The sequence below is a fragment of the Ursidibacter maritimus genome (assembly GCF_009761395.1).
Lineage (GTDB): Bacteria > Pseudomonadota > Gammaproteobacteria > Enterobacterales > Pasteurellaceae > Ursidibacter > Ursidibacter maritimus.
In genome coordinates this window covers 1-22,061 of the sequence record NZ_LEKN01000012.1, presented here as the reverse complement: position 1 = coordinate 22,061, position 22,061 = coordinate 1, and the positions used below count along the sequence as shown (strand labels likewise).

Sequence of the window (22,061 nt, the reverse complement as noted above, 5' to 3'; positions counted from 1 at the left end):
CTACCTCCTTGTTAATAATCTCGAGTTCGCTCACCAGGTTGAGCATATTGTACTCGCCCATAAAAAGGAAATACGGTGGTATATCCAGGGACTGGAACAGGTTCTAATGTATCGGTAAGATGTGGAAATACATACATTACTAAGTCAGGATTTGGTAAACGAGGAAACAAATTTGTTGCCTCATTTGCAGCAGTTCTCGTGTAATGTTTATTTTCCTCTCCATTTGCTAATGCACTATTAATGGGGCGAACAAATTGCAATGCATTTCTAGCTTCGATAATAGATGATTGACTACCATTACCACCTTGCTCCCAAATTTCTTTCATAGAAAGATCGCCAGGAGGCAGAAGTTCATCCTGTGAGGTTGAACACGCAGTCAATGCAAGAGTGAATGGCAATAACAGTATTAATGTTTTAAATTTCATTTTGAACTCCTTAATCTAAGCGACGAGTAGCACTAGAATGTTGATATTTCACCTTACGTCCGCTCGGGTTATAGTCAATCTTTAATTCTTGAGAGATATTCACTACAACTGCTTGACCTGGTGGAACATAGACGGCATCAAAAGTTTGACCATAACGTTGTCTAAACCAATCTGCTGTTTCTTGTAAGCCTCCTCCCAGTGCCTGGCCAAGAATAAATTTACCTTGATTCCCCGTTACTGCTCCAATTACCGAGCCATTGTCGACGACAGTTGTTGTTTGACCTTGCGCTAAACCTTGTGCTGCAGCACTAGCGCCAGACAATAAAAACTGACTCGCTAAGTATTCAGGTGCATTAGTTTTACGCTCTCCTGAAATACACGGAACACCGTTTGGATTTGATAACCAACCGATCCCAACTTTACCATTTTGTCCATTTTTGGTATTTTGAGCATTAGCAATACGTCCATCACTAAATACAAAAGTGATACTTTCCACATTACCTTTCACACAAGATAGCGTCCAATCACCTGTTGCCGTTCCAGATACAATAGCACCTTCAACATCAGGTAATTCAATTCCATTTGCAATCAAGTTATCTTGACCAATTTTTATTTTGAACGGGTAAGGATCTGTGACGTTACCATCAATAGGCACACGACCAATCAATGCTGTCATTGATATTGAACCAAGTAAGGTTGAATTTTCTGGTATCGTGAAAAATGGAGTGATATTACTTTTTCTCTCTGAGCTAGGATTGCTTTGAATTTGTTTAGCGGACTCACCAACAGCTGATTCATCTAAAGCCTTGAAGGGATTAGGAAAAGTCGATGTAGCACTAGGGTCAGAAGAATCAATAATTTTACCATTTCTATCTTTATAAACAGCATCGCTTGGCTCAACCCATTTTGTTCCTTCTCGTATACTTTGAATCGTTTTTGGGGATGATTCACTTCCTAATCCAATTGGATAATTTTGCTCAGGAACAGCAACTGTATTTGAACTATTTTCTTGAGATACTATCGGAGAACTTGCCACTTCTCGACGTATTGATTCAATTTTTTGCTCAAACTCAAATTGTTTTTGTTCTAATGCGTCAGAAATTTGCTGTGAAATGTTATTAGCATTATTCTTTAACGCATTATTTTCCTGCTTTAATTTTTCATTCTGCTCCCTAACTGCTTTTACCTCTGCTCGAGTATCTTTTACAGCACCCAATAGGGTTTTAAGTGTATCGTGAGGAGTATCTCCAGCAGTTAGACCAAGCTCCTGTTGTTCTGATTCTGTTAAATCATATACAACGGTTGATGGCTGAGTATTAAGTGGTTCAGGATTTTGTTGCTTACCTTTTAATGCATAGACCCCGACAAAGATTGCTAACCCTACAATAATAAATACAATGAATTTAGTCATTCCATTCGCTTTTAATGCAGCCATTTTCCCCTCCTAACGCTTAGATTTATTTTTTGATTTGACGTTCTTTACAGCGGGTACAATTGCTTTATTTGGAGCTCCCAAAGTCACTAGATATACTGTTGTCGTATCTTCAGGTGTACCATACTCACCCAACCAATTGTGTTGGAAGGTCGCTGAGTAGAAATTACCCTGTAAATATCTCGGATCTAGGTTCACTCTCCGTTTTTCTAAGTGTCTAATACGTACTGCAGTCACTACATACCCATCCATTCCCCAGCTTTCAAGTGGCGTAGCTTGAACTGATAAATTGGGGAGCAATGTCGGCAGTGACTTGGGTAATTTCATTGCAACACGTTGAATTCCTGGTAACGGTTCAACTGTACGAAGCGGTGCGTATAGAGATTGAGCAGCATAACGAGTAATGGCAGCAGGAATTGGCAGTGCATTTTTAATTGGTGCAACCTCTTCATCAGATACAGAAGTTTGATCGACTTTTTCTGCATTACTGGCGACTTTCTCATCAAAAATAATACGAATTGCCTCTAACTTTTCTTTTCCTGCCTTACTTTTTAAATCAATTAGGATAATTTGCCCTGTTTCGATATCTCGTAACTGCAAACGATTTACCGAAAACTCTTTTTTAGCTTTAAGATAAACTGCACCGCCGACACTTTGAACATCTAATTTATTATCTAACTCTGACGGTACACCGACTTGTACATTCTTATCTAGGAACAAAATTCGTTCCTGACCAATATGTAGATCGATTCTTAAAGGAATGCGTTGCCACTGCATTAATAGTTCGGCTGAACTGATTGAGCTAATACATAACGCAAGAGAGCTAATTAAATACTTTGTGAGATTCTTCATACTTACCTACTTATGTTCTGATTCTGCTTTTGATTGAAGTTCTAAACGTTGTGGCGTTGAACGATAACAATTGAGAGCCAATCCCCAAGGGTTAGCTTCTGGATTAACATCATAACGAACCACGTGCAATGGATAACGAACCAAGACCCGTTTTACTGGGTTATCTAAATAATATTCGTCCGTACTTAAATCTAAAGTGACATCCCAATCATCTTGGCTATTGACCTTAACTCTATCTTGACTAAAACCACGACCAGGAATTTCATACACGCCACGGACACGGTCACGAAGTTCGCCTAATAAATCACGTTGATCATAGTCTTTAAGTAAAAATTGATAACATTGAGGTGTTAAGTATGGAGATAGTGCTTCAATATTGCGTTTATAGTCCTTCTCACCATCCTGAGGCCAGCGATTTAATTGCTGGAATATATAAAAAGTAAAACCATAAACAGAAGATGTTGGGACTTCCCACCACGCTCGAGTTGATCCTGTGCGAAGATCGGGTGGGTTATGAATAGTGAGATATTTTGGAGCAGAATACCAACCATAGCCTAAAATGGCACAAATAATAGTTAGTAAAAAAATAACAATTCTGAGACTTTGGATGTGAAAGCGGTCACTTCGTAGTGCATTATTGTATTTACTCATTTTCTTTTTGCCTTTTTAACCGTACGTTTAATTGACCAATAATGTGACGTAGTAATGAATTTAGAGGGGTGAGTTTTAAATTCGACAAAACGGTCTAACCAAGTATCTGGCTTACCACGTTTTAGGCGAGAAATGTAAGCACCGCCGAATCGCATTGCTAAATAGCCAATAGCTAACATCCCCATTGGAATTGCATACCAATCAACAGGAAAAAGGAGTATCACCAACAACCCTAATAGGGCACCTAATGCGGCACCAATAAACATCACCAAAACCAACTCAAAAAAGGTCATTCCTCTAAATACCGCTGGACGACGATTAAGTCGTTCAGGGATGAACGTGATAGTTTCTGTTGTTGATGCTCCTTCTTTCATAAAACAGTCCTTTCTTATAGGATTTTGCTTGCTTCGGTAACTAACCAAATGATAACAACTAATAAAATAGCACCGACTAATGCAAGCATTCCTAAGTCACCCCATTTCTTACGTCCAGCTTGAACTTCACCAAATTCAGAAATGAGAGAGCCAGCGACTTTCATAAATGCAAATGCACCAAGTAACAAACCACCTAAAATTAATGCATCATATGCGTGGTTTTTAATCGTATCCATAATACCCGAACCTTCACCACGACTAGGTGCCTGCATTTTGGGTAAATCAGCAAATGCAGGGGCAGATAAAACAAAAATAATGGTCGCTGAAACAGCAGTTTTGATTGTGTTTTTAAGATTGGAAATCATCTTTTTCATAATAAGATCCTTTAAATATAGAGATTAAGTACTTAATGCAATAAGAAATAGCTTAGAATGCAGATGAAACAGAAAACTCTAACGCAAATCATTAGAAATTTATTCAGCTTTAGATTGCCTGATTTAACTTCCTCAAATAGCTTGAGTAAAATATATGCACAGACTAAAAATAGAAATGCAAATACCCCAGCAACAACTAAGTTACTCACATCGGTAGCATTACTATTGGAACCAATATTGAATGCTTCTGTTGTTTTAGCTATGCTCATTTTTGTCGAACTCTAGTTTTTTCATAGTCACCTGTTAATGTACGTACATCCCCAGGATTACGAGGTTGAGCTCTATCATTATTAAGATAGTAATGAATGCCTGAACGAACCATATCAATCTCTTTTCTTGCTTTGGCATAATCAAAGTAGAAACGAGTTTTAATATTTGTGGATTTAGCTTGACTTTGAGCTCTCACTAAGGCTTGCTTTGCTGATTCTAGTTGCCGAATAGCTTGCTCAAGCTCTGCTTGCTCATCAGCAAAGGTATTAGCTGATAGCAAACCTGCAGACAAAAAAAGAAAAATCGGGAAATGTTTTAGCATCGTCTTCTCCAAGATAATTATTTACTTACTGCGAAGAAATAATGCAAAAATCGGCTTTGAAATGTAATGAAAAAGTCTATGTAAAAATAAGAGAGTTTTATGAAAAAGCGATATAGGACTCGGCTTAACAAAGAAATAAAAAGGGAGGATACAAGGAATTTAAAATTTACCTTTTTAAGAGTGAAATGAAAGGGCTTACTCTTTCTTGTATTTATTGTATGTCCGCCCCTATTATTTTTCAAGCACACCTTTGGGTGAATTACCGCATAAGAATTATTAATTTTATGCGGTAATGTTCACATTATGTGATTAACGATAGGAATATATTATAAGTATTTTTTGAAATTTGATGCAGTAAGTGAAATCATTATCCCGAACAAAAGTGCTGCTGGAATTAATATCAAATTAGGATGAATAGAAAATGGCAATGATAAATAAACTATCCAAGCAATAAACATCACAGGGACAACCGCTCTTTTGGCGTGATGATATTTAAAGGCTGATTCTCGACCAACACCAAACCGACGTAGATCTCGATTAACAAGGCCATCAACTAATCCGACAAGCCCAGCAAGCAGAAACACGGGACTGGTTAACACGATGATCATTAATCGAATAACAAAGACGATGATGACATATAAAGTCGATTCTATGTAGGCTCTTACATAAAACATTGCATAAGCTAACCAATCTGTATTTTTGACTGTATCCCAATTCATTTGACGGAAATTAATATCAGAAACGTGATCGATGGGGGTATTTAATAATTGCTGAATACCTGTCTTAACAAATAACCAGTGATGAAGAAACTGAATAATCTGCTCAGCAAGTGTCACAGGATAACTATAAATGAGGCTTTGCTGGAACTCAGCTGAAAGCCACCCTAACTCATCTTGCATTACTTGCTTACTGTGTAAATGTCCTTGTTCAGGCCATACAAACGTAATACATAACCATTCAACAATGATGCTTAAAATAAGTGAGATAATCAATGTAGTCACAATACGACAAGGCAAACTTGATTCTTTTCTCGCTGGGGACGAATTTTCTTGTTGATTTTGAGCCATTAATGCACACTCTCTTTACGAAATAATTCACATTGTACTAAGATCCTACCTGGATATTTGCTATTGAACCTGATGTCAAAGGCAAACTCCATATTTTTAGAGAGCTGAACATCATTAGCCGTCCATAACTCAATATCAAATTGTGTCAAATACTCAGCTAGTCCGTGCAATGAACAACGAGTTTCATCCCAGTATGGATAAATAGTACTGGCAAAGAAGTCCAATCTTTCCTGAGCGAATTTACCCGTACTCGAACATAAGAAGTTCTCGCTATCAAGTAATACATACATATCGGGAATTTGAGTTAATAATACGTTAGTTATTTTCGGGTTCATCTTGTAGTTTTCCTATTGGGAATCGAGATTTATTTAATTCATCAAAACTTGCCATTACTTCTGCGTTAGGTTGATAATTATTCACACCCTCCCACCAGTTTTCGCCAGTGCGATAGTTTGCTCGCATATTATTGGCTAATTCTTGTAAACTTGCTGGCATCATATCATCTTTATCTTCTACTGGGAGCGGCATACGGATTTTCCATAATTGACCACCTTCAATCATTGCAAATGCTTGCCCCTTAGGTAAGTTCATAATCGTTGCTACCGAAAGCATCTCAGCATCTTTCACGATAACACGATCTCCCGTATTAGAGCCAAAGTCTTTATCTGATGTCGGGTCATTACTATCCGTCGTACTTGAGATGGCCATCACTTCTAAAATACTTGTTTTGGGTAAATTTTTAGTCAGTAATTCAGCCGTAGCGGGTTCTTTTACTCTCAGCATTACCATAGTATTAAAGTTCCCGACAATCTGTCCTGCTTTTGATGCATCCTGAGTACGAGCTTGGATATCAGAAACCGTCTGTGTATAGGCGGTAATCTGCATACCTGCACCACCCCCTTTATTGATAAGAGGGATAAACTCATCGCCGATCAACTCGTTGAACTCATCACAATGTACATTAATCGAAATTTTAGATTGCTTTGTCCCAGGTTGATGAGGTAAACCGTCATTAATACCAAATTTATAAATATGACCAGCCATCGAAACTAAGTCAGCAAACATTGAATTACCCACAGCAGATGCCACAGTCAAATCAGACAGTGCATCTAAACCGACATAAACAATCCCTTTTTTACGAATCACTTCTTCCCAATCAAAAATAGGGCGAGTATCCGCAATATCTGCATAATTAGGCGATAATAACTCAGCAACTTTACCTGATGTTAATTTTTCTAATAACGGTAAAAGCGAGGCAACAATTTTATCAAAGTATGTTTTGTCGTAACGCACCGCACTACACAACCCATCTAGTACGGGATCGAAAATCTTTTCGTCTCGAATATATTGCTCAACAGCGACAACCATTGGATTTCGACCTTTCATCGCAAAAGACAAATTTTTCTGATCGATATTAGCAGCCGCTTGTGCAATAGCTCCCCACAGGTCGGGATTTTGCCTGTCGAAATAGACTTTAGCATATTCTAAAAAGAGCGAATCAATGCTGCGTACATATCTAGCAATCTGTTCATAATCAGGTCGATAGCCTAGTTCGACCAAAGCTCTAGCAATGATATTCACAAATCGCCAAGCAAATTCTTTAAATGCAGCTGAATTACCAGCACCGCTTAATTGCCCTGAAATACGAGAAGCAACCTCTGTAATTTTATTAAAGCGACCAACGGCATTATAGCGAGCTGAAATATCGGGCCATCCTAAATGGAAACAGTAGAATTCATTTTCTCGCCCCGCTCGTTTTGCCTCTGCATACATTCTTTTCAGAATATCGGCATCGCCCTTAGGATCGAAGAAAATAACTACTTCTCGTTCTTCAAATGTCTTTCCACGATTAATATCTTGAGTAATGAGCAATTCAGCTAATCGGGTTTTACCGACACGAGTTGTGCCAAGCACTAACATATGTCCAACACGACTGGATAACGGTACAGTCACATTTTCCTCATTGAGTTCTACACCGTGAATAGCAGGATTACCTTCAACAGGTGGCAAAGGTCGAAATGGATTTAGAGGGTGATCTTTAGAGGTTAAACGACTTAAAAAATGATCTTCGTGTTTTTTCTCAAATGCTTTGACCCAAGAATACAGTGCGGACGGAGTAACATATTTTTCACCGTACTGTTGAAAACAGTCGTGCAAACGCTGTGTATGACGAGGAGTCCAGCGGAAACCTTGTCCCAAGAATAGGTATTTTTTGCCTACTGGTACTTGTTTACTAGACATTGTATAGCGAGATAATCGCTTTAAATTACGCTGATAGCGAATAATTTTCCAACCTTGCTTAGCCCGAACTAGAGCTAATATCGCAAACCCAGCCCCAAGTCCGTGACCAACAGTTGGATTTAATGCCAATGCCCAAGGGGCACCAATGCATAAAGCGGCGGCACTAGCACTGGCAATAGAGGTATAAAATTCAACAGGGGGTCTAAGTAATGATTCAATCAGATATTTGTTACTCATTGTGAAATGCCCTCCGCTGTCAATAACAGTGGATAATGAAAGATACCTAATCGTTCTGCTAAGGTATCTGCAGGTGATGGCATCAACGTTAATTGAGGTACAATGTTTCGTAAGATATTCATTTCATCAACGGTATTCACATTAATCACCAATCCCATTGCATTCATTTTGACTAAATCATCTCGATGTTGGCTAAGCCACTGGCGAGATGTTTCATCTGCACCAATTAAGAACATTGGTAATGCACCAGGCAAATTCAACGATTTTGCTTGCACTTTTCCTACCGACCATTTATGAGAAACCACAGGTAATAACTGTTCTTCAGTCACTTGTGATGGAATAGCATTGGGATGTTTTGGAGCAGTTTCTGAATGGACAGGTTGAATAGGTTCATAGAAACGTACTGCACTTTCCCCCCCGAGATCAGCGATGACTTTTAATTCAGCGGAGATATTTATAGAGAAAATCCCCAGACAAAGTAATGTAAATACATTCTGTTTCATTATTTATCTATTCCTTTAAAGTTTCTGCACTGGATTAACCCAAACCACTTGCTTATCACTAGGTTGGATCCAACGCAATTTAGGTTGTTCTCGTTTAATGTAAGATTGACTCGCCGAAGAAATAACATTTTGAATAGGTAGTTTTGTAGCAGTCAGAGCATCATCCATCCTAGACTTTGTTTTTTTAGGAATGTCTCTTTTTGCCTCATTTTGAGCAGTAAAGGGCTTGTTATCGTTTGAATAAAGTGATTTAGAGGGAATCGCATTAGCAATCTGTTTATTGCTGTTATAACGATTTTTTTGATAAGTGAGGAAATCATTCACACTCATCCATCGTTTCATACCATTACGTCTCATATTACGAATATCATCAGCATTTGCTCGACCTTGTAATGCACGGTGAAAGCCATCTAACCCAATATTATGAGCCATATATAAATTCTCATCTGAGCTTTTAATCCCTCGCTCTGCAAATTGTTGAATATGTAATCTAGCGAGTAATCCTGTCGCTAAAGTATTGACTCTTTTATTTAGTCTAGGATCTGCATAAGTACCACGAGTTCGTTGAGAAATAGGTTTCATCCCAATCGCTTTTCCCTCGGGCATAGTAGCTAGCCAATTCCAAGTACGGAAAGTAAATTGTCCAACCCCTGTAGCACCAGTTGGAGAAATATTATTTGTCCAACCATTTTCCATTTTGACTAATCCTCGTAGCATCTCCCTAGGGATTTGATAACGTTTAGCTGCTTCATCAATATAGGTGTCAACATCAAAACCGAATCCATTGAATGCAATTGCTGAATGGACTGAGCCTAATAGGATGGCTGAAATTAGTAGACGAGAGATTGCCATTCACCATTTCCTTGAATAATAAATGCAGCTGGCATCTTACCATTCGCATAATGTAGCCAATATCCACTATCGTGATTTAGGGTAATTTGGCGATTTTTAACTTTATTAATATCAATTCGGTTTTTTACTGCCCATTGCTGAATCTTATTGTCATCTTGCATACTATCGACGATATAAATATCAACAGGATTATTTCCTGCACGGCTCCATAATCGAGTGAGATGATCTACGCATTTATCACAATCTGTGCGAGTAAAATAGATGATACGACCTATCGCAGCTGAAGTAGTAGATACACTTTCGGATTTAAACGGTAAAACATTAGGATATAAGCGTTCAAATGCTCTGTTGTAAGCAATTTGAAAAGCAAATTCTTTTTCTACTCTTTGGAATTCTTTTTTAGCAAGTAGTTCTGCGTAGCGATCACGCTCAGTATCACTACGAGCTTCAATGCCTAATGTTGTTAAGGGGTCTAAACTAGGAGACCAAATGCCACGAGCCCCTTTTTTCAAGAGTTCATAACGACTCCAATCATCACGAGTTAACCCCCATTCTGACCATTTATCTTCTGAATTTGAAACATTAAGATTTTGCTCCACAGATTGTTGCATCGTATTGGATTGATTTAAGGTGTTGACTATAGAAGATTGGGAGGTGTTTGCCAAAATAGATGGGCTTGGAAATACCAGTATCATTCCAAGCATCATCGGAAGAATTTTAGAAGTCATAACATAGCCTATTAAGATAATAAACAATGAAATGACTATGCCAAAAAATAAAATTGAGAGTAATGAAAAAGTCTATTATTTTTTAATATGATTTAGAAATAGATTTTTCAGCTTTATTATAATTGTCCTTCTGATTGACTGGTTTCGACTTGAATCATCGGTGCAGTCATTTTCGGTACTGAATTCCTACGTTCAAAACAAACCTGACGAAGAGTATCATTAACCGTTAGCTCATACGCCTCGCCTGATAGCATTTGTAGTGCTTCCCTTAAACGCATCGGCCCAAACTCATAATGTACTTTAGGTAACTGATGATTAAAGAGACTTCTTACTTCTGGGCTGGGTACACTGCATAATGTGAATCCAGTGTTTTTCAATGTATTCCAAATTCCTTGTTCGACAGTAAGCGTATACTGTTTCTTTTTTCCTTTCATATTCACTTGGACTAGCTGTTCAAGGAGATATTTTTGCCCACCGATAGGAGAACTACTGACTAGTGTATAGCGACCATAGCGAACGACGTCGGGATGCTCTTGATAAGTTGAAGTATAAATATCTTCTTCTATTTTACGTCCGTGTTCAATGGGAACTGGTTTTAATACTGTTGTATTAACTTCCGATGAATTAAGCTCGCTAATTTGCATATCTTTAGGTAATGGATTACCTGGAGGCAAAGAATTGTCTGCATTATCCATATTTTGTTTTGAATGGTTAACACATCCCAAGAGCCCTAGGCTAAAAAATACAGAAAAGAGAAGTGATTTTTTCATAATTTTTCCTTAGTACAATTAAACGCTAGAAAGACGGAATAACTATGCAAAAAATCGCCTTAATTTGTAATAAAAAACACAATCTTGAAATTGAATAATTTTTATCAAAAAAATAGGCATTCCTATATTGCGATAGGAATGCCTTTGAGAAATTTAATATTCGTAAGCCATCATAATTGTGGTGTAACTGCGATCTGACCCAGTAATCACAAATACAGTTTCATTTTCAATGCGATAACTCGAAATAACTCGCTCTCCCATCAATAATGCCTGTTCGTTTTGATACCAATCCAGTTCGTCAATATCTCCCCAATCTTTACGCATATGTCGTCGAAGTAGGTTAAGCACATTGTCTTTCCCTAATATCGAGAATACGGTTGAGGTTGCATTCACTTGACCTAACTCTACCGTTTTCTTCATACCATAAATAGCTTGATTTTGTCGAATTTGTGCCAAATGCTCAGCACTCAGTTTAGTTTCTAACATATGAAAATATCTCCTAAATGGGATACTTTCACCATACAGGGAAGTATCCCTATATGGGTTAATGATTACAATATAAAATTTTCTACAAAACTAAATGTATCCTTCAGCGTGACAACAAAATGGTCTAATACACGAATATCAAATAATTCTGCAGCTTGCTTAATTTTAAATGTAATATTTTTGTCTGCTTCACTTGGTGTTGATTTTCCTGATGGATGATTATGTGCAAGAATCAATGCTCCCGCATTTAATTCTAAAGCACGTTTTATAATCTCTCTAGGATAAACCGCACTAGTATTAAAGGTACCTTGAAACAAAACCTCAGATGAAATCAGTTTATGTTGGTTATCTAAAAATAGCACAACAAAATTCTCTCTATCATCTGTAGCGATTTTCATCCGTAGGTAATCTCGCACAATCTCAGGATTTGAAAATTGTGGGGTATCACCATAACTCGGATGTTGTTCCATAATTTTCTCTAACAATAATAGTGCTTGTTCTAATACCAAATTTTCAGACGACGTTAAAAAATTACACATAACAAGTTTCTCCTAAAAAAAAGGGAAACTTGCTTCCCCTAGAGAAAACAATGTTTCCCTAGGGGGGGTAATTAATCGGGCAAATATAGGTTATGCCCAAAGTACAGTTATTCATTTATAAGCTTTATTTGCTTCCACAATACAATTAAAAACATTGTTTTTAGCACAGAAAGCAATAATGAATGGGTTGTAGAGTCATTTAAATACCAGAGTGTTATAATTTTGATAATATTTGCCAAAATTATCACTCCAAATAAGATATACAACGTTTTGAATGAAAATAAAGTGTTGAAAGAAAACATAGTATTTCTCCAAATAAGATGGGGAAATACGATCTCCAAGGGGATAGTATTTCCCCTTAGGGTTTAAATATTAAAGTTACTGTGTATAGGTTATGCGATATTTTTCGACACAACCCCAATAATCTTCTTCTGTACAAATATCCCACTCATTAATAACCAAGTGGGTATCAATTGAATTGACATAGTAAAACAGCGTTAAATCTGATTCATCTTTTCCTGTTTCCTCGCAGAAATGGGATAAGATGCGATCTAGCACTAATCGTTGGTAAATATTTCCTAAGATAGGTAGTTCCTCCGATTGTCTAGCAATCTCCCAGACTTCATCATCTGCAACCCAATCATTGTAATGAGAAAGAATATCTTCCCAAGCCTCACATTTACGGGAACAATTAAGAGGGATGTTAAAAAATGACATAATGTGTCTCCTAAAGAAGAAATGGGAAACACTGCCTTATCTAATAGGGAAGTGTCCCCATTGGGTAAATGTTAAAAAATGAAAGAAACAGACCGCTAGCGAGGTCTGTTATATGGTTAAGTTATTGCAGATGAAGTTGCTTTGCTGTAGCGTATTTAAACTCAATTAAGTTCCACCATTCGTGTAACAAGGAATGTTCTACTTCTATGACTGATTCAATATTTGAATCAAAATCTAAAAGAGCCTGACATTTTTCAATCACACTGCGAATATCAGCAATACAAAAATCAAACTGATAAATGTCTGAACGAGTCATCGCAATCGCTTGATATTTCCATTTTGTGATTTCATTCACGAGTTTTTCTGCAACCACTTTAATGAGTTTGATATCACTTATACCAAACTTATGTGCAAGAGGTTGTGCAAAACGAAATATTTCGTGGCTACCATCAAGTAAACGTTCACAATGTGAAATGAATTCCTGATTTTTCAAAGTATTAACTCTAAGCTCACCGCCGAGTTCGATGCAAGAAAATTCATTCCATAGATTACAAAACATCTCATCTTTCGAAAGCGTTTTTAAAGCATTCTCATAATTTCTAACTGATTTGAGTAGCCTCATTTCAGGTGAGCGTTTCAATTTAAAATTGAACAACGCAACACGTTGTTGAAAGGTCTCATAAATACGGTCAAAAATTTCGTTAGCTTGTACGACATCATCTAAAGTTAAAATAGACATAGTGTTTCTCCTAAAAAAAAGTGAAGGGAAACACACCACAGGGAGCATTTCCCTAATGGGGCTAAATATTCGGTACCTAAGTAAAACAGATTATTTACCTTTCGATGCCATAAATGCGAGATAGCCTATACTATTTTGCATTGGATCTTTGTTATATTTCAGAGCGTATAGGATTTTTAAAATCCGTTCACTCTCTTGAATACGAGTTCTAGCAATTTCATCGGTTTCTTCACTTTGGTACCAAGCTGTATAGCGTTGATCTAGGCGTAAAAATTCGTCTTGAATATATTTATCCAACATAAAAATATCCTCTAAAAATAAAGCCCAACAATATTGCTGGGCTAAGGTTGATTAAGCATCAACTTCATCTTGTTTTTTAGACTCTTGGTATTTTACTTCGCCATCAATTTTAATCATTTTGATACGAATTAAACGACCTTTAAGCGTAACACCAGTATCGCCTTTTTTGTGATACTTGCTATCTGCAGTATAAGTGAAAGTATCCACCCATAAATCAGACATAACAAATGAAATTAATACCTTTTTCTTTGCTTCAACTGCTTCTTGACATTTTTTGATGAGTGTTTCGGTCTCTTTACCAATAACATTCATATCAAAATATCTGTACTCAGGGGAGCCAGATTCGCCAACAAGTGCAGCAACACGACAAGCATAAAAAGGATTTCCTTTTTTAGGCTCTACTAAACGAATATCGTTTAGGTAACCAAAACCTGTTGTGTGTAAATTGAAGTAATTTTTTTGAGTTTGAGTAGAAGTTTGAGTAGTCATAGTTTGTTTCTCCAAAGAATAAAAAAGCGGAGAAACATCCTTGCCCAACACGGGAAAAATGTTTCCCGCCTAGGGTTAAAATTGGTTGTGAAGTAAACGATCCCAATAAATTGGAGTCCTTTTCAGATCGCCGAGGAACATTTGGGAGAGTTCATTCTATCCACCGATAGAATTATCGCTTTCAGAACTCTACGATATTTAAGTGCTATCAACGATAGCGGCTTAATGCATAAATCATAAGCAAAAAATTAATGTTTTATAACATTAAATTCTATTTTGAATTTAGAGATTTAATCCCGATACACCTAAATACAGCAGACAAACACCGAAGGAAAAATGAATGATTGTGCGTATATATTCTTTAGGTTGGCTAAAAAAGTAGAGAATTCCCATTAATGTGTTTATACCACACAAAATAATGAGAAATATGCTTAACAGAATCATATAAATCACCCACAATTAATCTTTTGTGGCTATTATAACGATAAAGTTAAAAGGTTAAATTAATGAAATGTAACTGAACTTATTACCGTTATAGCAATCATTATTGAGAAAAAAGAAAAGCCCTAGAACTTCCGCTCCAGGGCATTGAATAAAAATTTGATAATAATCACGATTAAATATATAGACTAAATCAAGATAAGTTGGACCATATAATACAAACGCTGAAAATAGTGTTTGTTCTCGTCAAGACATTAACTACTTTCTTTTTGCATTATCCGATAACAAAGTGGTCATTTATCGGCAGTAACACGCACCAAATATGGCACAAAGGGCACCTCTTTTTTCACCAGGAGGCTCTGGGATGGATAGAGTTTGCGTATTGCAAGGACAGCAATATTCTCATAGGCAAAAATATTCCTGTCCTTACAATACCCTAATGGAGTAGGATGGGGTCGCCCTACGATCCCTTAATGTAGTTTGACCCGATAGAAGAGTAAACACCCCTAGTTATAGAACTAGAGCCCTTTTCTGGGTGCTGAGGGACATTTAGGAATGTAGTCAGAGCTAGTAGAGACCCTCTGCTACATCAGACTATTTGATGACCGACAAATAGCCAAAACGGCTTTTAAGACCTGATTCTAGCACGTTAAAGCATAAAGATCCAAATTTAGACTGAATAAATCAAAACATCAGGATAATATTTTACCTCTAACTTGCTCAGAAATAGATAATGGTTTACTACCTGCTTTTGAGCGACCTTTTGCTTTGCTAGTAATATTCTCTATAGCATCACACTGAGGATACTTTGAACATCCCCAAAATGCCCCATTTTTACCCGTTCGTTTTACCATTGGTGAGCTACATTTAGGGCATTTTTTGATCTCAATTTTCCCTAGTTTCATACCTTGTTTAAGACACATTTGCATCAAATGACGGATAAAACCTTCTTGTTTCTGCATAAAATCCTCTAACGAAAGTGTTCGCTCTGCAATCTGGTTTAAGGCCTGCTCCCACAATGCGGTCAATCCTGGATTTTTTAAAAGTTCAGGTAAGTTATCAGCTAAAGCACATCCTTCAGCCGTTGCTATTAAAGATTTACCTTTTTTCTTAATAAATCCCTTATTTAGCAATGTTTCAATCACACTAGCTCGAGTAGCTTCCGTTCCAAGTCCTTCTGTTTCACGCAATCGTTTTTTTAGCTCCTCATCGGTAACAAATCTCGCCGCATTTTTCATTGCTGCAAGTAAAGTACCTTCCGTGTAATGGCTCGGTGGTGAAGTTTTGAGAGATTTGAGTTCAATATTTTGAATATGGCATTGTTGATTTACCGAGAGAGGGGGTAATCCTTGAGTTTCTTCATCATCTTCAGTACTTTTACCAAATAATATTTTCCATCCTGTAGCAATTACAACCTGTCCTTTCGCAATTAAGGTATGTCCAGCACAACTTAGTGTGACGATTGTTTTATCTGATTCAAAATAAGGTAAAAATTGAGCCAAATAACGACGACGAATGAGATCATAAACTTTAAATTCATCGGAGCCTAATTTAGCTAAATTACCTCTTGAAACAGTAGGAATAATACCGTGGTGAGCAGTAATTTTCTTATCATTCCAAACTCTAGATTTTTGTCGCAAATTAAGATTGGGAAGCAATTTTTTCAGATTAGCATCTACTGAACACAATGATTGAATAACACTTTCGACATCAGAAAATTGAGATTCAGGTAAATAGCCACAATCTGTACGAGGGTATGTGGTAAGTTTATGAACCTCATACAGTGATTGGGCAATATCTAATACTTGTTGAGCCCCCATACCATACAAGCGGTTACATTCGCCTTGAAGATCACTTAATGCAAAGAGAAGCGGATGACTTATTTTTTCTCTTTTTGTACTCACATCCAAGACTTGAGCCACTTTTGCTTGTTGTACTTGTTGATGAACTTGCTGTACCAAAGCCAGATTAAGGCAACGCCGCTCTTCATCACAATACTGCTCAGGAGGAACCCAACCTGCAATAAACGATTGATTTGCAGTAGAATTAAGTTGGACGCTTAAAGCATAATGAGACACAGGCACGAAATTAGCAATATCCCTATCTCGGTTGACGACCATTGCGAGTACGGGACTCTGTACTCGGCCAACCGATAGTGGAGGACCTTGATATCCTTGTTGTTGAGCCAATAATGTAAATAGACGAGAGAAATTCATCCCAATCAACCAGTCTGCTCGGCTTCTACCTAAACCAGCATAATACAAAGGCAGGGTTTCTTGATTTGATTTTAAAGAGCTTAACGCTTGGCGAATACTGGCATCATCTAAAGCGGATAGCCATAACCGTTGAATTTGTCCTTGATAGGAAGCAATATCTAATAACTCACGGGCTATCATTTCGCCCTCACGGTCAGCATCAGTAGCAATAACCAAATGCTTAGCTTGTTTAATGAGTTTAATTACAATGTTATATTGCTTTTTTGTTTCTTTTTTAGGTGCAACACCCCAATGTTTAGGAATAATCGGCAATGTCTCAAATGACCAGCGTTTATATGCAGGATCATAATCTTCTGGCTGAAATTGTTCGACTAAATGCCCAACCCCCCAAGTAACACAAATGGCATTATCAGTAGTAGCTAAATAGCCATCACCATTTCGATTAGCCCCTAAAATTCTAGCAATATCTCGACCCTGTGATGGTTTTTCGCAAAGAAAGAGCCTCATAGTATTTCCTTCATAACGCTTATTGATTTTTTCATTTAAAAATAAATTTATTCTCATATTATCTATATAAGAATCACGTTATAAGGTTTTTTGCTATGAAAAAAAATAATAAAATACTGAGCAACAATGCTAAATTATTTGCTGCTAATAACTCACAATGTAATCAATGTGATGAAACTCTAATTTTTGCAATGCAGGATCAGTATCATCAATTCTCAATCGGGATTACAACAATATTAGAATGCTTGAAATTCGCAGAATCACAGAACGCAATTCCAAAAATTTCAGAAGACTGGTGGGATCAAATTAGAGAGCGCTTTCACCTACCATAAAACCAAATTCTTGTGCAATCTGAAAAGCGGAGTTTCGTAACATATTTCTATGTTCTTTCTGCTTTTCAGTTTCATTTAATGGTTTATACTGAAACAAACGGCGACAATATATCGGGTCGAATTCTATTTCTTTCTCATAAACATTTTCTATTTTTCCCATTTCATTTCTCCAAGCAACAGAGAAAATAAGTTTTTCCTGCAAATTATGTTCGTCAATAAGAGAAATAGAATGGTTTCTAAAACAAAATGAAAGATCACAATGGGTATGTAATTTATTTTCTGAAAATGATACAAATTTTTTAGTTTTTAAAGACTCTTTGAGGGATTCAGAAAAAATAATCCGCCCATTTAAGTGATATGTTCCTGAAAAATAGGCAAACATCAATGGTACGTTTAACAATGTTGATCCTGGGTATAAATAGCCTTTAGATGTAAAATAATAGTTCAACATATCTTTTGCAAGGCGAACGCTAATGTATATATCTATACTTTTTTGAACAAAATAAATGACTTTATCAAAATTTTCTATCAATACTCGAATTATAGCTAGCACACTAGAATCAACTTTTTGCTTTCTTACTTTAGCACTATAGGATTGATGTTTTCTCTTCAATGGGCAGAAATCATAATTTTCTTGTAAATATTCTACGAGTCCAGGAATGTTATTTTTATAGTGACGAGCATATGGTTTATGAGCAGTGTATAAACCAATAATTTGGATAGGGTTACTGCAAGCAGGACATACTGCAAATTGTGAAAAATCATCCGAATCTTTTCTTGAACGGTAGTAAGGGTACTTTTTCTCAGTTTTGTACTCAACAATATTTTTGTCTATATCGTAGTATGTGCTATCTGAGGGACTTAGCTTGAAAATATACATAATTCACATCTCCTTGCTTTATTTTTAAGCATTTTAGAAGAAATCTAAAATATTTTCAAACGTATATAACATGGACATTCTGAAGAATGCTAAGCCCAATAAATAACATCTTTAGATTTAAGGGGTGATGAGCAATATGATAGTTCACCCGATATATTCAGTAATAGACTCCTCAAGTTTATTTTAATAATTTACGTAGTTTTATTAGAAACCATAAAACATATCCCAATAAAGAGATAATGATAGAAACCCTAATTAAAGGATATGTCATCTCATAGTAATTGCTATTTATTGCATTTACATTTAAGAACACAATAAGGGAGATGATGGTAAATGAAACAGAAAAAAGAAGGAATGCGACTAAAATATCTTTAAGAAAATGACTCAATGTACTTGAAGTAGCAGGAACCAATAATTTTAATATATCTTTATGCATAAAATCTCCACTTAGCATCTAAAAAAATGGCACCTTAAAGGTGCCTAATCTATCTTCGTTTTTCGCCTTTTTGTTGTAATTCGGAAATATAACGTAGCGATGCCATTTTAGCGGTTAAAGCAATAATAGATATAATAATTACAAATTACATATAAAAGACTTTATTTAATTGCTTTCACCAATCGTTTTTCTAATCTTTGAGCGTATTCTTCTGTCGCATAAATTTCCCAACGGACAATCGTTTTTTTACCCTCTTTTTCTAATATCACTGAAGTTGTGTAATATTTAGGAAAAATTTTCGGCTCTGATTCAGCTAATTCCAATTTGTAATAAACGTTTGGCACAGCTTCTCTTGTCTTTAGATTTAGTTCACGTTTAAGTCTAACAAATAGGTTATCTATATTGCTTTGAGATTTATAGCTATCACTATAATTATTAAAAGTTACTTGCTCAATTCTAGTGTTAGTTGTGTTGCTTGTGGTATTTTGCTGGCCATCACGAATTTCAATCATTTTACCCGCCCATTCACCAACTTGTTGATTCACTTCGGCAAGTTCAGCACAACCAGACACAATACTGGCACAAAAGATAGGGATAATAAATTGTTTCAGTTTCATAAGGGATCTCCTGAATAACACAGATATGTGGGCAGTTATTTTACTACGTAGCCCATACGTAGCCAACTAGCTAAATAGAATAAATGGTTATTTTACTGTGGCTATGATGAACGGGAGCAAAAGGGATATCATCATCAAAATTATTTAATGTTGGTTCCCCACCATGTGGTTGGGATGCTGGTTTTGCTTGAGACATATTAGAAGATGAAGGAGATTGCTCTGCACCATAATTATTCCCTTGATTATTAGCATTACGGCTACCTAGCATTTGTAACACATCACCTTGAATTTCAGTTGTATAGCGATCTTGTCCATTTTGATCTTGCCATTTACGTGTACGTAAACGACCTTCTATATAGACTTGTGAACCTTTATGGAGATATTGACCAACGACTTCAGCTTGACGGCGATAAAATACAATACGATGCCATTCAGTAATCTCTCGACGCTCGCCCGTATTTTTATCAGTCCAGCTTTCACTTGTTGCAACGCTAATATTAGCCACAGCCTCACCATTTGGCATAGTACGCATCTCAGGTTCATTACCGAGATATCCAACAATAATTACTTTATTTACACTGGCCATTATTTTACTCCTTCAATGAATTAAATTAGGATTATTAAACTTGATTTCATAAACAAAAAAATCATTTAATTAAAAATTCCATCAGATGAATTTCTAAGATATGAGTCGCTTATTCATGTTGAATAATAACCTCGCCGTCTATTTCAACACTGAATGTCATTTTCACATTTGCCATCATTTTCTCCTCAATAGTAAAGGCTTTTTCTCGTCAAAGGTAAGGGGCTTCGCCCCCTTACCTTTAAAAGGCCTTTTAGTCTAGGCTTTGCATACGCACTTACTTCTAGGGTTTGCATACGCAACATTTCTAAGCTTTGCATACACAAAATTTTATTCATTTTCTTCCTGCGCCAACATTTCAATTTGCTGGATTTTATCGCTACACTCTCTAAGCTGGCGAACAATATGAGTGAGAATAGCCATCTGCATATTTAGTGTAATTCTTTCTTTTTCAATTTGAACCAAGGAATCCTTTACTATCTTTGGTTGATTAGGTGATAGAAGTATCTCACGCCAAGCATTTTCTCCTGATTTAGAATTCCGCAGATTTCGCCATCTGAGATAACAAGCCTCTGATCTGCTAGCTGTATCTCTAACAAAGAGTAAAGGTAGAACCCCCATTACATTGTCGGTTTTAATACCATCTACCATTCTATCTTGCAATTCAGATAAAGACTGACGCACCTCTTTGATTTGATCACTGATATATTGATACTGTTCAATGTCATCAATTGGGCTAAATAACAATCTTAATATCCCATTAAGATTATGTTTCTGCGTCAAATCTTTATACATTCCTTCAGGAATCAAACGATAAATTTTAGATTTATTCATTTCCTTCACCACTAATTACTTGTTCATCTGGGTCAGTTTGTTGTGTTCGAATCATTGGTGCAAACATTGCTCGTTTTTCACCAGCGAGAACATCTGCTGGCAATTCTAACTGAAGTCGCTTAACAGCCTCTTGGTAGCGAGAGCTATTTTCTCTTACGTCTTGGCGAGTGATGCCAGAATGACGATAAGAACTGGTCACACCAAAACATTTACGTAATAAACTTGCTCCAGCTTCTAGCCATTCGTGAGATTCTGCTCGGCTCATTAAAGCAATATGGCAAGCAGTCATAGTAGAGCGGGCTAACATATCGAATTCTGATAGTAGGTAGATTAGCTTGTAGCCAAGTTGGGAATTGACAAAGATAGGGATAGTGACAGGATTGATATTTGCACAGCGAGAAATATCAATATTCTCAGGTAATTGATCTTGGTAAATATCAATTAATTTCACAATGAGTTCTTTCATATCTTCAGTATGTTTTTGCACCTTTTCTTCAAATTGAATCAGATACCAATCTGCATAAGGGTCATCACCTGCGGCATCCTTTTGAATTTGAGATAAGATTGCGAGGCAATTTGGCATACTAGGAATTTGAGGCTTAACAACATTATCGGTGAGTTCATCACGAAGAATGGGTCTGCCATTCCATAGTTTCAAAGCATACTGCGAATGTAGTGTAAGTGTAATTTCACTACGTAATGCTCCAAGTTCCTGATTATATTGAGTCATAATTACTCCTTTTCATAATGTTTTTAAGTTATACAAACTGCCACCTGGGGCGGCACTTAGTTCAAAATTCACACAAACTGTCGCCAGTGGCGACACTTAGTTCAAAATTCATACAAA

27 protein-coding genes and 1 pseudogene are annotated in these 22,061 nt (G+C 36.6%); 1 reads left to right on the top strand and 27 read right to left on the bottom strand.

Annotation, left to right across the window (positions count from 1 at the left end):
• Positions 1 to 11: 11 nt before the first annotated feature.
• The 22 genes and pseudogenes from A1D26_RS02650 to A1D26_RS02545 all read right to left on the bottom strand — a co-directional run bounded on the left by A1D26_RS02650 (position 12) and on the right by A1D26_RS02545 (position 17,532).
• Entirely contained in the window at positions 12 to 425 is a 414-nt protein-coding gene (locus tag A1D26_RS02650; RefSeq protein WP_157402548.1) for a TIGR03751 family conjugal transfer lipoprotein, read from the bottom strand.
• Between the two features lie 10 nt (positions 426 to 435).
• Complete coding sequence (locus A1D26_RS02645; protein ID WP_232516787.1) at positions 436 to 1,860, bottom strand: TIGR03752 family integrating conjugative element protein; 1,425 nt, start codon at positions 1,858 to 1,860, stop codon at positions 436 to 438.
• 9 nt (positions 1,861 to 1,869) lie between these two features.
• A complete protein-coding gene (locus A1D26_RS02640; RefSeq protein WP_157402547.1) occupies positions 1,870 to 2,709 on the bottom strand; it encodes a TIGR03749 family integrating conjugative element protein in 840 nt (279 codons plus the stop codon).
• A gap of 6 nt (positions 2,710 to 2,715) precedes the next feature.
• Positions 2,716 to 3,360, bottom strand: a complete 645-nt coding sequence (locus A1D26_RS02635; RefSeq protein ID WP_157402546.1) for a PFL_4703 family integrating conjugative element protein — start codon at positions 3,358 to 3,360, stop codon at positions 2,716 to 2,718.
• On the bottom strand, positions 3,357 to 3,734 hold the full coding sequence (locus A1D26_RS02630) for a TIGR03750 family conjugal transfer protein (protein WP_157402545.1): 378 nt from the start codon (positions 3,732 to 3,734) through the stop codon (positions 3,357 to 3,359). Before A1D26_RS02630 ends, A1D26_RS02635 begins: the two co-directional genes overlap by 4 nt.
• 14 nt (positions 3,735 to 3,748) lie before the next feature.
• On the bottom strand, positions 3,749 to 4,108 hold the full coding sequence (locus tag A1D26_RS02625; RefSeq protein ID WP_198303054.1) for a TIGR03745 family integrating conjugative element membrane protein: 360 nt from the start codon (positions 4,106 to 4,108) through the stop codon (positions 3,749 to 3,751).
• A 32-nt stretch (positions 4,109 to 4,140) separates the two neighbouring features.
• Complete coding sequence (locus tag A1D26_RS09745) at positions 4,141 to 4,377, bottom strand: DUF3262 family protein (protein ID WP_157402544.1); 237 nt, start codon at positions 4,375 to 4,377, stop codon at positions 4,141 to 4,143.
• Positions 4,374 to 4,700, bottom strand: coding sequence for an integrative conjugative element protein, RAQPRD family (locus A1D26_RS02615; protein WP_157402543.1), 327 nt, complete (start codon positions 4,698 to 4,700; stop codon positions 4,374 to 4,376). Before A1D26_RS02615 ends, A1D26_RS09745 begins: the two co-directional genes overlap by 4 nt.
• A 326-nt stretch (positions 4,701 to 5,026) precedes the next feature.
• Complete coding sequence (locus A1D26_RS02610; RefSeq protein ID WP_157402542.1) at positions 5,027 to 5,767, bottom strand: TIGR03747 family integrating conjugative element membrane protein; 741 nt, start codon at positions 5,765 to 5,767, stop codon at positions 5,027 to 5,029.
• Positions 5,767 to 6,102 (bottom strand): hypothetical protein, encoded by a 336-nt coding sequence (locus tag A1D26_RS02605; protein WP_157402541.1) that lies wholly within the window; start codon positions 6,100 to 6,102, stop codon positions 5,767 to 5,769. The genes A1D26_RS02610 and A1D26_RS02605 overlap by 1 nt, the downstream gene beginning before the upstream one ends.
• The gene (gene traD, locus A1D26_RS02600; protein ID WP_157402540.1) at positions 6,083 to 8,245 is read right to left on the bottom strand and encodes a type IV conjugative transfer system coupling protein TraD; all 2,163 of its coding nucleotides are present in this window, start codon (positions 8,243 to 8,245) and stop codon (positions 6,083 to 6,085) included. Before traD ends, A1D26_RS02605 begins: the two co-directional genes overlap by 20 nt.
• Positions 8,242 to 8,748, bottom strand: coding sequence for an integrating conjugative element protein (locus tag A1D26_RS02595; protein ID WP_157402539.1), 507 nt, complete (start codon positions 8,746 to 8,748; stop codon positions 8,242 to 8,244). The genes traD and A1D26_RS02595 overlap by 4 nt, the downstream gene beginning before the upstream one ends.
• Positions 8,749 to 8,763: 15 nt before the next feature.
• On the bottom strand, positions 8,764 to 9,600 hold the full coding sequence (locus A1D26_RS02590; RefSeq protein WP_157402538.1) for a transglycosylase SLT domain-containing protein: 837 nt from the start codon (positions 9,598 to 9,600) through the stop codon (positions 8,764 to 8,766).
• Positions 9,579 to 10,328 (bottom strand): TIGR03759 family integrating conjugative element protein, encoded by a 750-nt coding sequence (locus A1D26_RS02585; protein ID WP_157402537.1) that lies wholly within the window; start codon positions 10,326 to 10,328, stop codon positions 9,579 to 9,581. The genes A1D26_RS02590 and A1D26_RS02585 overlap by 22 nt, the downstream gene beginning before the upstream one ends.
• 116 nt (positions 10,329 to 10,444) lie before the next feature.
• Positions 10,445 to 11,023, bottom strand: a complete 579-nt coding sequence (gene pilL2, locus A1D26_RS02580; RefSeq protein WP_157402536.1) for a PFGI-1 class ICE element type IV pilus protein PilL2 — start codon at positions 11,021 to 11,023, stop codon at positions 10,445 to 10,447.
• A gap of 228 nt (positions 11,024 to 11,251) precedes the next feature.
• Positions 11,252 to 11,584: a type I restriction endonuclease subunit M gene (locus A1D26_RS02575; protein WP_157402535.1), complete on the bottom strand. Its 333-nt coding sequence runs from the start codon at positions 11,582 to 11,584 to the stop codon at positions 11,252 to 11,254.
• A 65-nt stretch (positions 11,585 to 11,649) separates the two neighbouring features.
• Positions 11,650 to 12,018: pseudogene (gene radC, locus A1D26_RS02570) on the bottom strand (RadC family protein); the annotation flags it as partial.
• Positions 12,019 to 12,501: 483 nt separating this feature from the next.
• Positions 12,502 to 12,840: a hypothetical protein gene (locus A1D26_RS02565; protein ID WP_157402533.1), complete on the bottom strand. Its 339-nt coding sequence runs from the start codon at positions 12,838 to 12,840 to the stop codon at positions 12,502 to 12,504.
• A 121-nt stretch (positions 12,841 to 12,961) separates the two neighbouring features.
• Positions 12,962 to 13,579 carry a hypothetical protein gene (locus A1D26_RS02560; protein WP_157402532.1) on the bottom strand — a complete coding sequence of 206 codons (618 nt, stop codon included), beginning with the start codon at positions 13,577 to 13,579 and terminating at the stop codon, positions 12,962 to 12,964.
• A 90-nt stretch (positions 13,580 to 13,669) separates the two neighbouring features.
• Positions 13,670 to 13,879: a hypothetical protein gene (locus A1D26_RS02555; protein WP_198303052.1), complete on the bottom strand. Its 210-nt coding sequence runs from the start codon at positions 13,877 to 13,879 to the stop codon at positions 13,670 to 13,672.
• A 51-nt stretch (positions 13,880 to 13,930) separates the two neighbouring features.
• A complete protein-coding gene (locus A1D26_RS02550) occupies positions 13,931 to 14,368 on the bottom strand; it encodes an STY4534 family ICE replication protein (protein ID WP_157402531.1) in 438 nt (145 codons plus the stop codon).
• Positions 14,369 to 15,501: 1,133 nt separating this feature from the next.
• The gene (locus A1D26_RS02545; protein WP_157402530.1) at positions 15,502 to 17,532 is read right to left on the bottom strand and encodes a DNA topoisomerase III; all 2,031 of its coding nucleotides are present in this window, start codon (positions 17,530 to 17,532) and stop codon (positions 15,502 to 15,504) included.
• A 95-nt stretch (positions 17,533 to 17,627) separates the two neighbouring features.
• Between A1D26_RS02545 and A1D26_RS02540 the strand changes: the two genes are divergently transcribed.
• Positions 17,628 to 17,864: a hypothetical protein gene (locus A1D26_RS02540; protein ID WP_157402529.1), complete on the top strand. Its 237-nt coding sequence runs from the start codon at positions 17,628 to 17,630 to the stop codon at positions 17,862 to 17,864.
• On the opposite strand, the gene A1D26_RS02535 is transcribed toward A1D26_RS02540, so the two are convergent.
• The 5 genes from A1D26_RS02535 to A1D26_RS02515 all read right to left on the bottom strand — a co-directional run bounded on the left by A1D26_RS02535 (position 17,839) and on the right by A1D26_RS02515 (position 21,944).
• Entirely contained in the window at positions 17,839 to 18,744 is a 906-nt protein-coding gene (locus A1D26_RS02535; protein ID WP_157402528.1) for a hypothetical protein, read from the bottom strand. The genes A1D26_RS02540 and A1D26_RS02535 overlap by 26 nt on opposite strands.
• Positions 18,745 to 19,341: 597 nt before the next feature.
• A complete protein-coding gene (locus A1D26_RS02530) occupies positions 19,342 to 19,797 on the bottom strand; it encodes a hypothetical protein (RefSeq protein ID WP_157402527.1) in 456 nt (151 codons plus the stop codon).
• 70 nt (positions 19,798 to 19,867) lie between these two features.
• Positions 19,868 to 20,383 (bottom strand): single-stranded DNA-binding protein, encoded by a 516-nt coding sequence (locus A1D26_RS02525; protein WP_157402526.1) that lies wholly within the window; start codon positions 20,381 to 20,383, stop codon positions 19,868 to 19,870.
• A 327-nt stretch (positions 20,384 to 20,710) separates the two neighbouring features.
• Positions 20,711 to 21,214, bottom strand: coding sequence for a DUF3158 family protein (locus A1D26_RS02520; RefSeq protein ID WP_157402525.1), 504 nt, complete (start codon positions 21,212 to 21,214; stop codon positions 20,711 to 20,713).
• On the bottom strand, positions 21,207 to 21,944 hold the full coding sequence (locus tag A1D26_RS02515; protein ID WP_157402524.1) for a PFL_4669 family integrating conjugative element protein: 738 nt from the start codon (positions 21,942 to 21,944) through the stop codon (positions 21,207 to 21,209). The genes A1D26_RS02520 and A1D26_RS02515 overlap by 8 nt, the downstream gene beginning before the upstream one ends.
• Between the last annotated feature and the right edge of the window lie 117 nt (positions 21,945 to 22,061).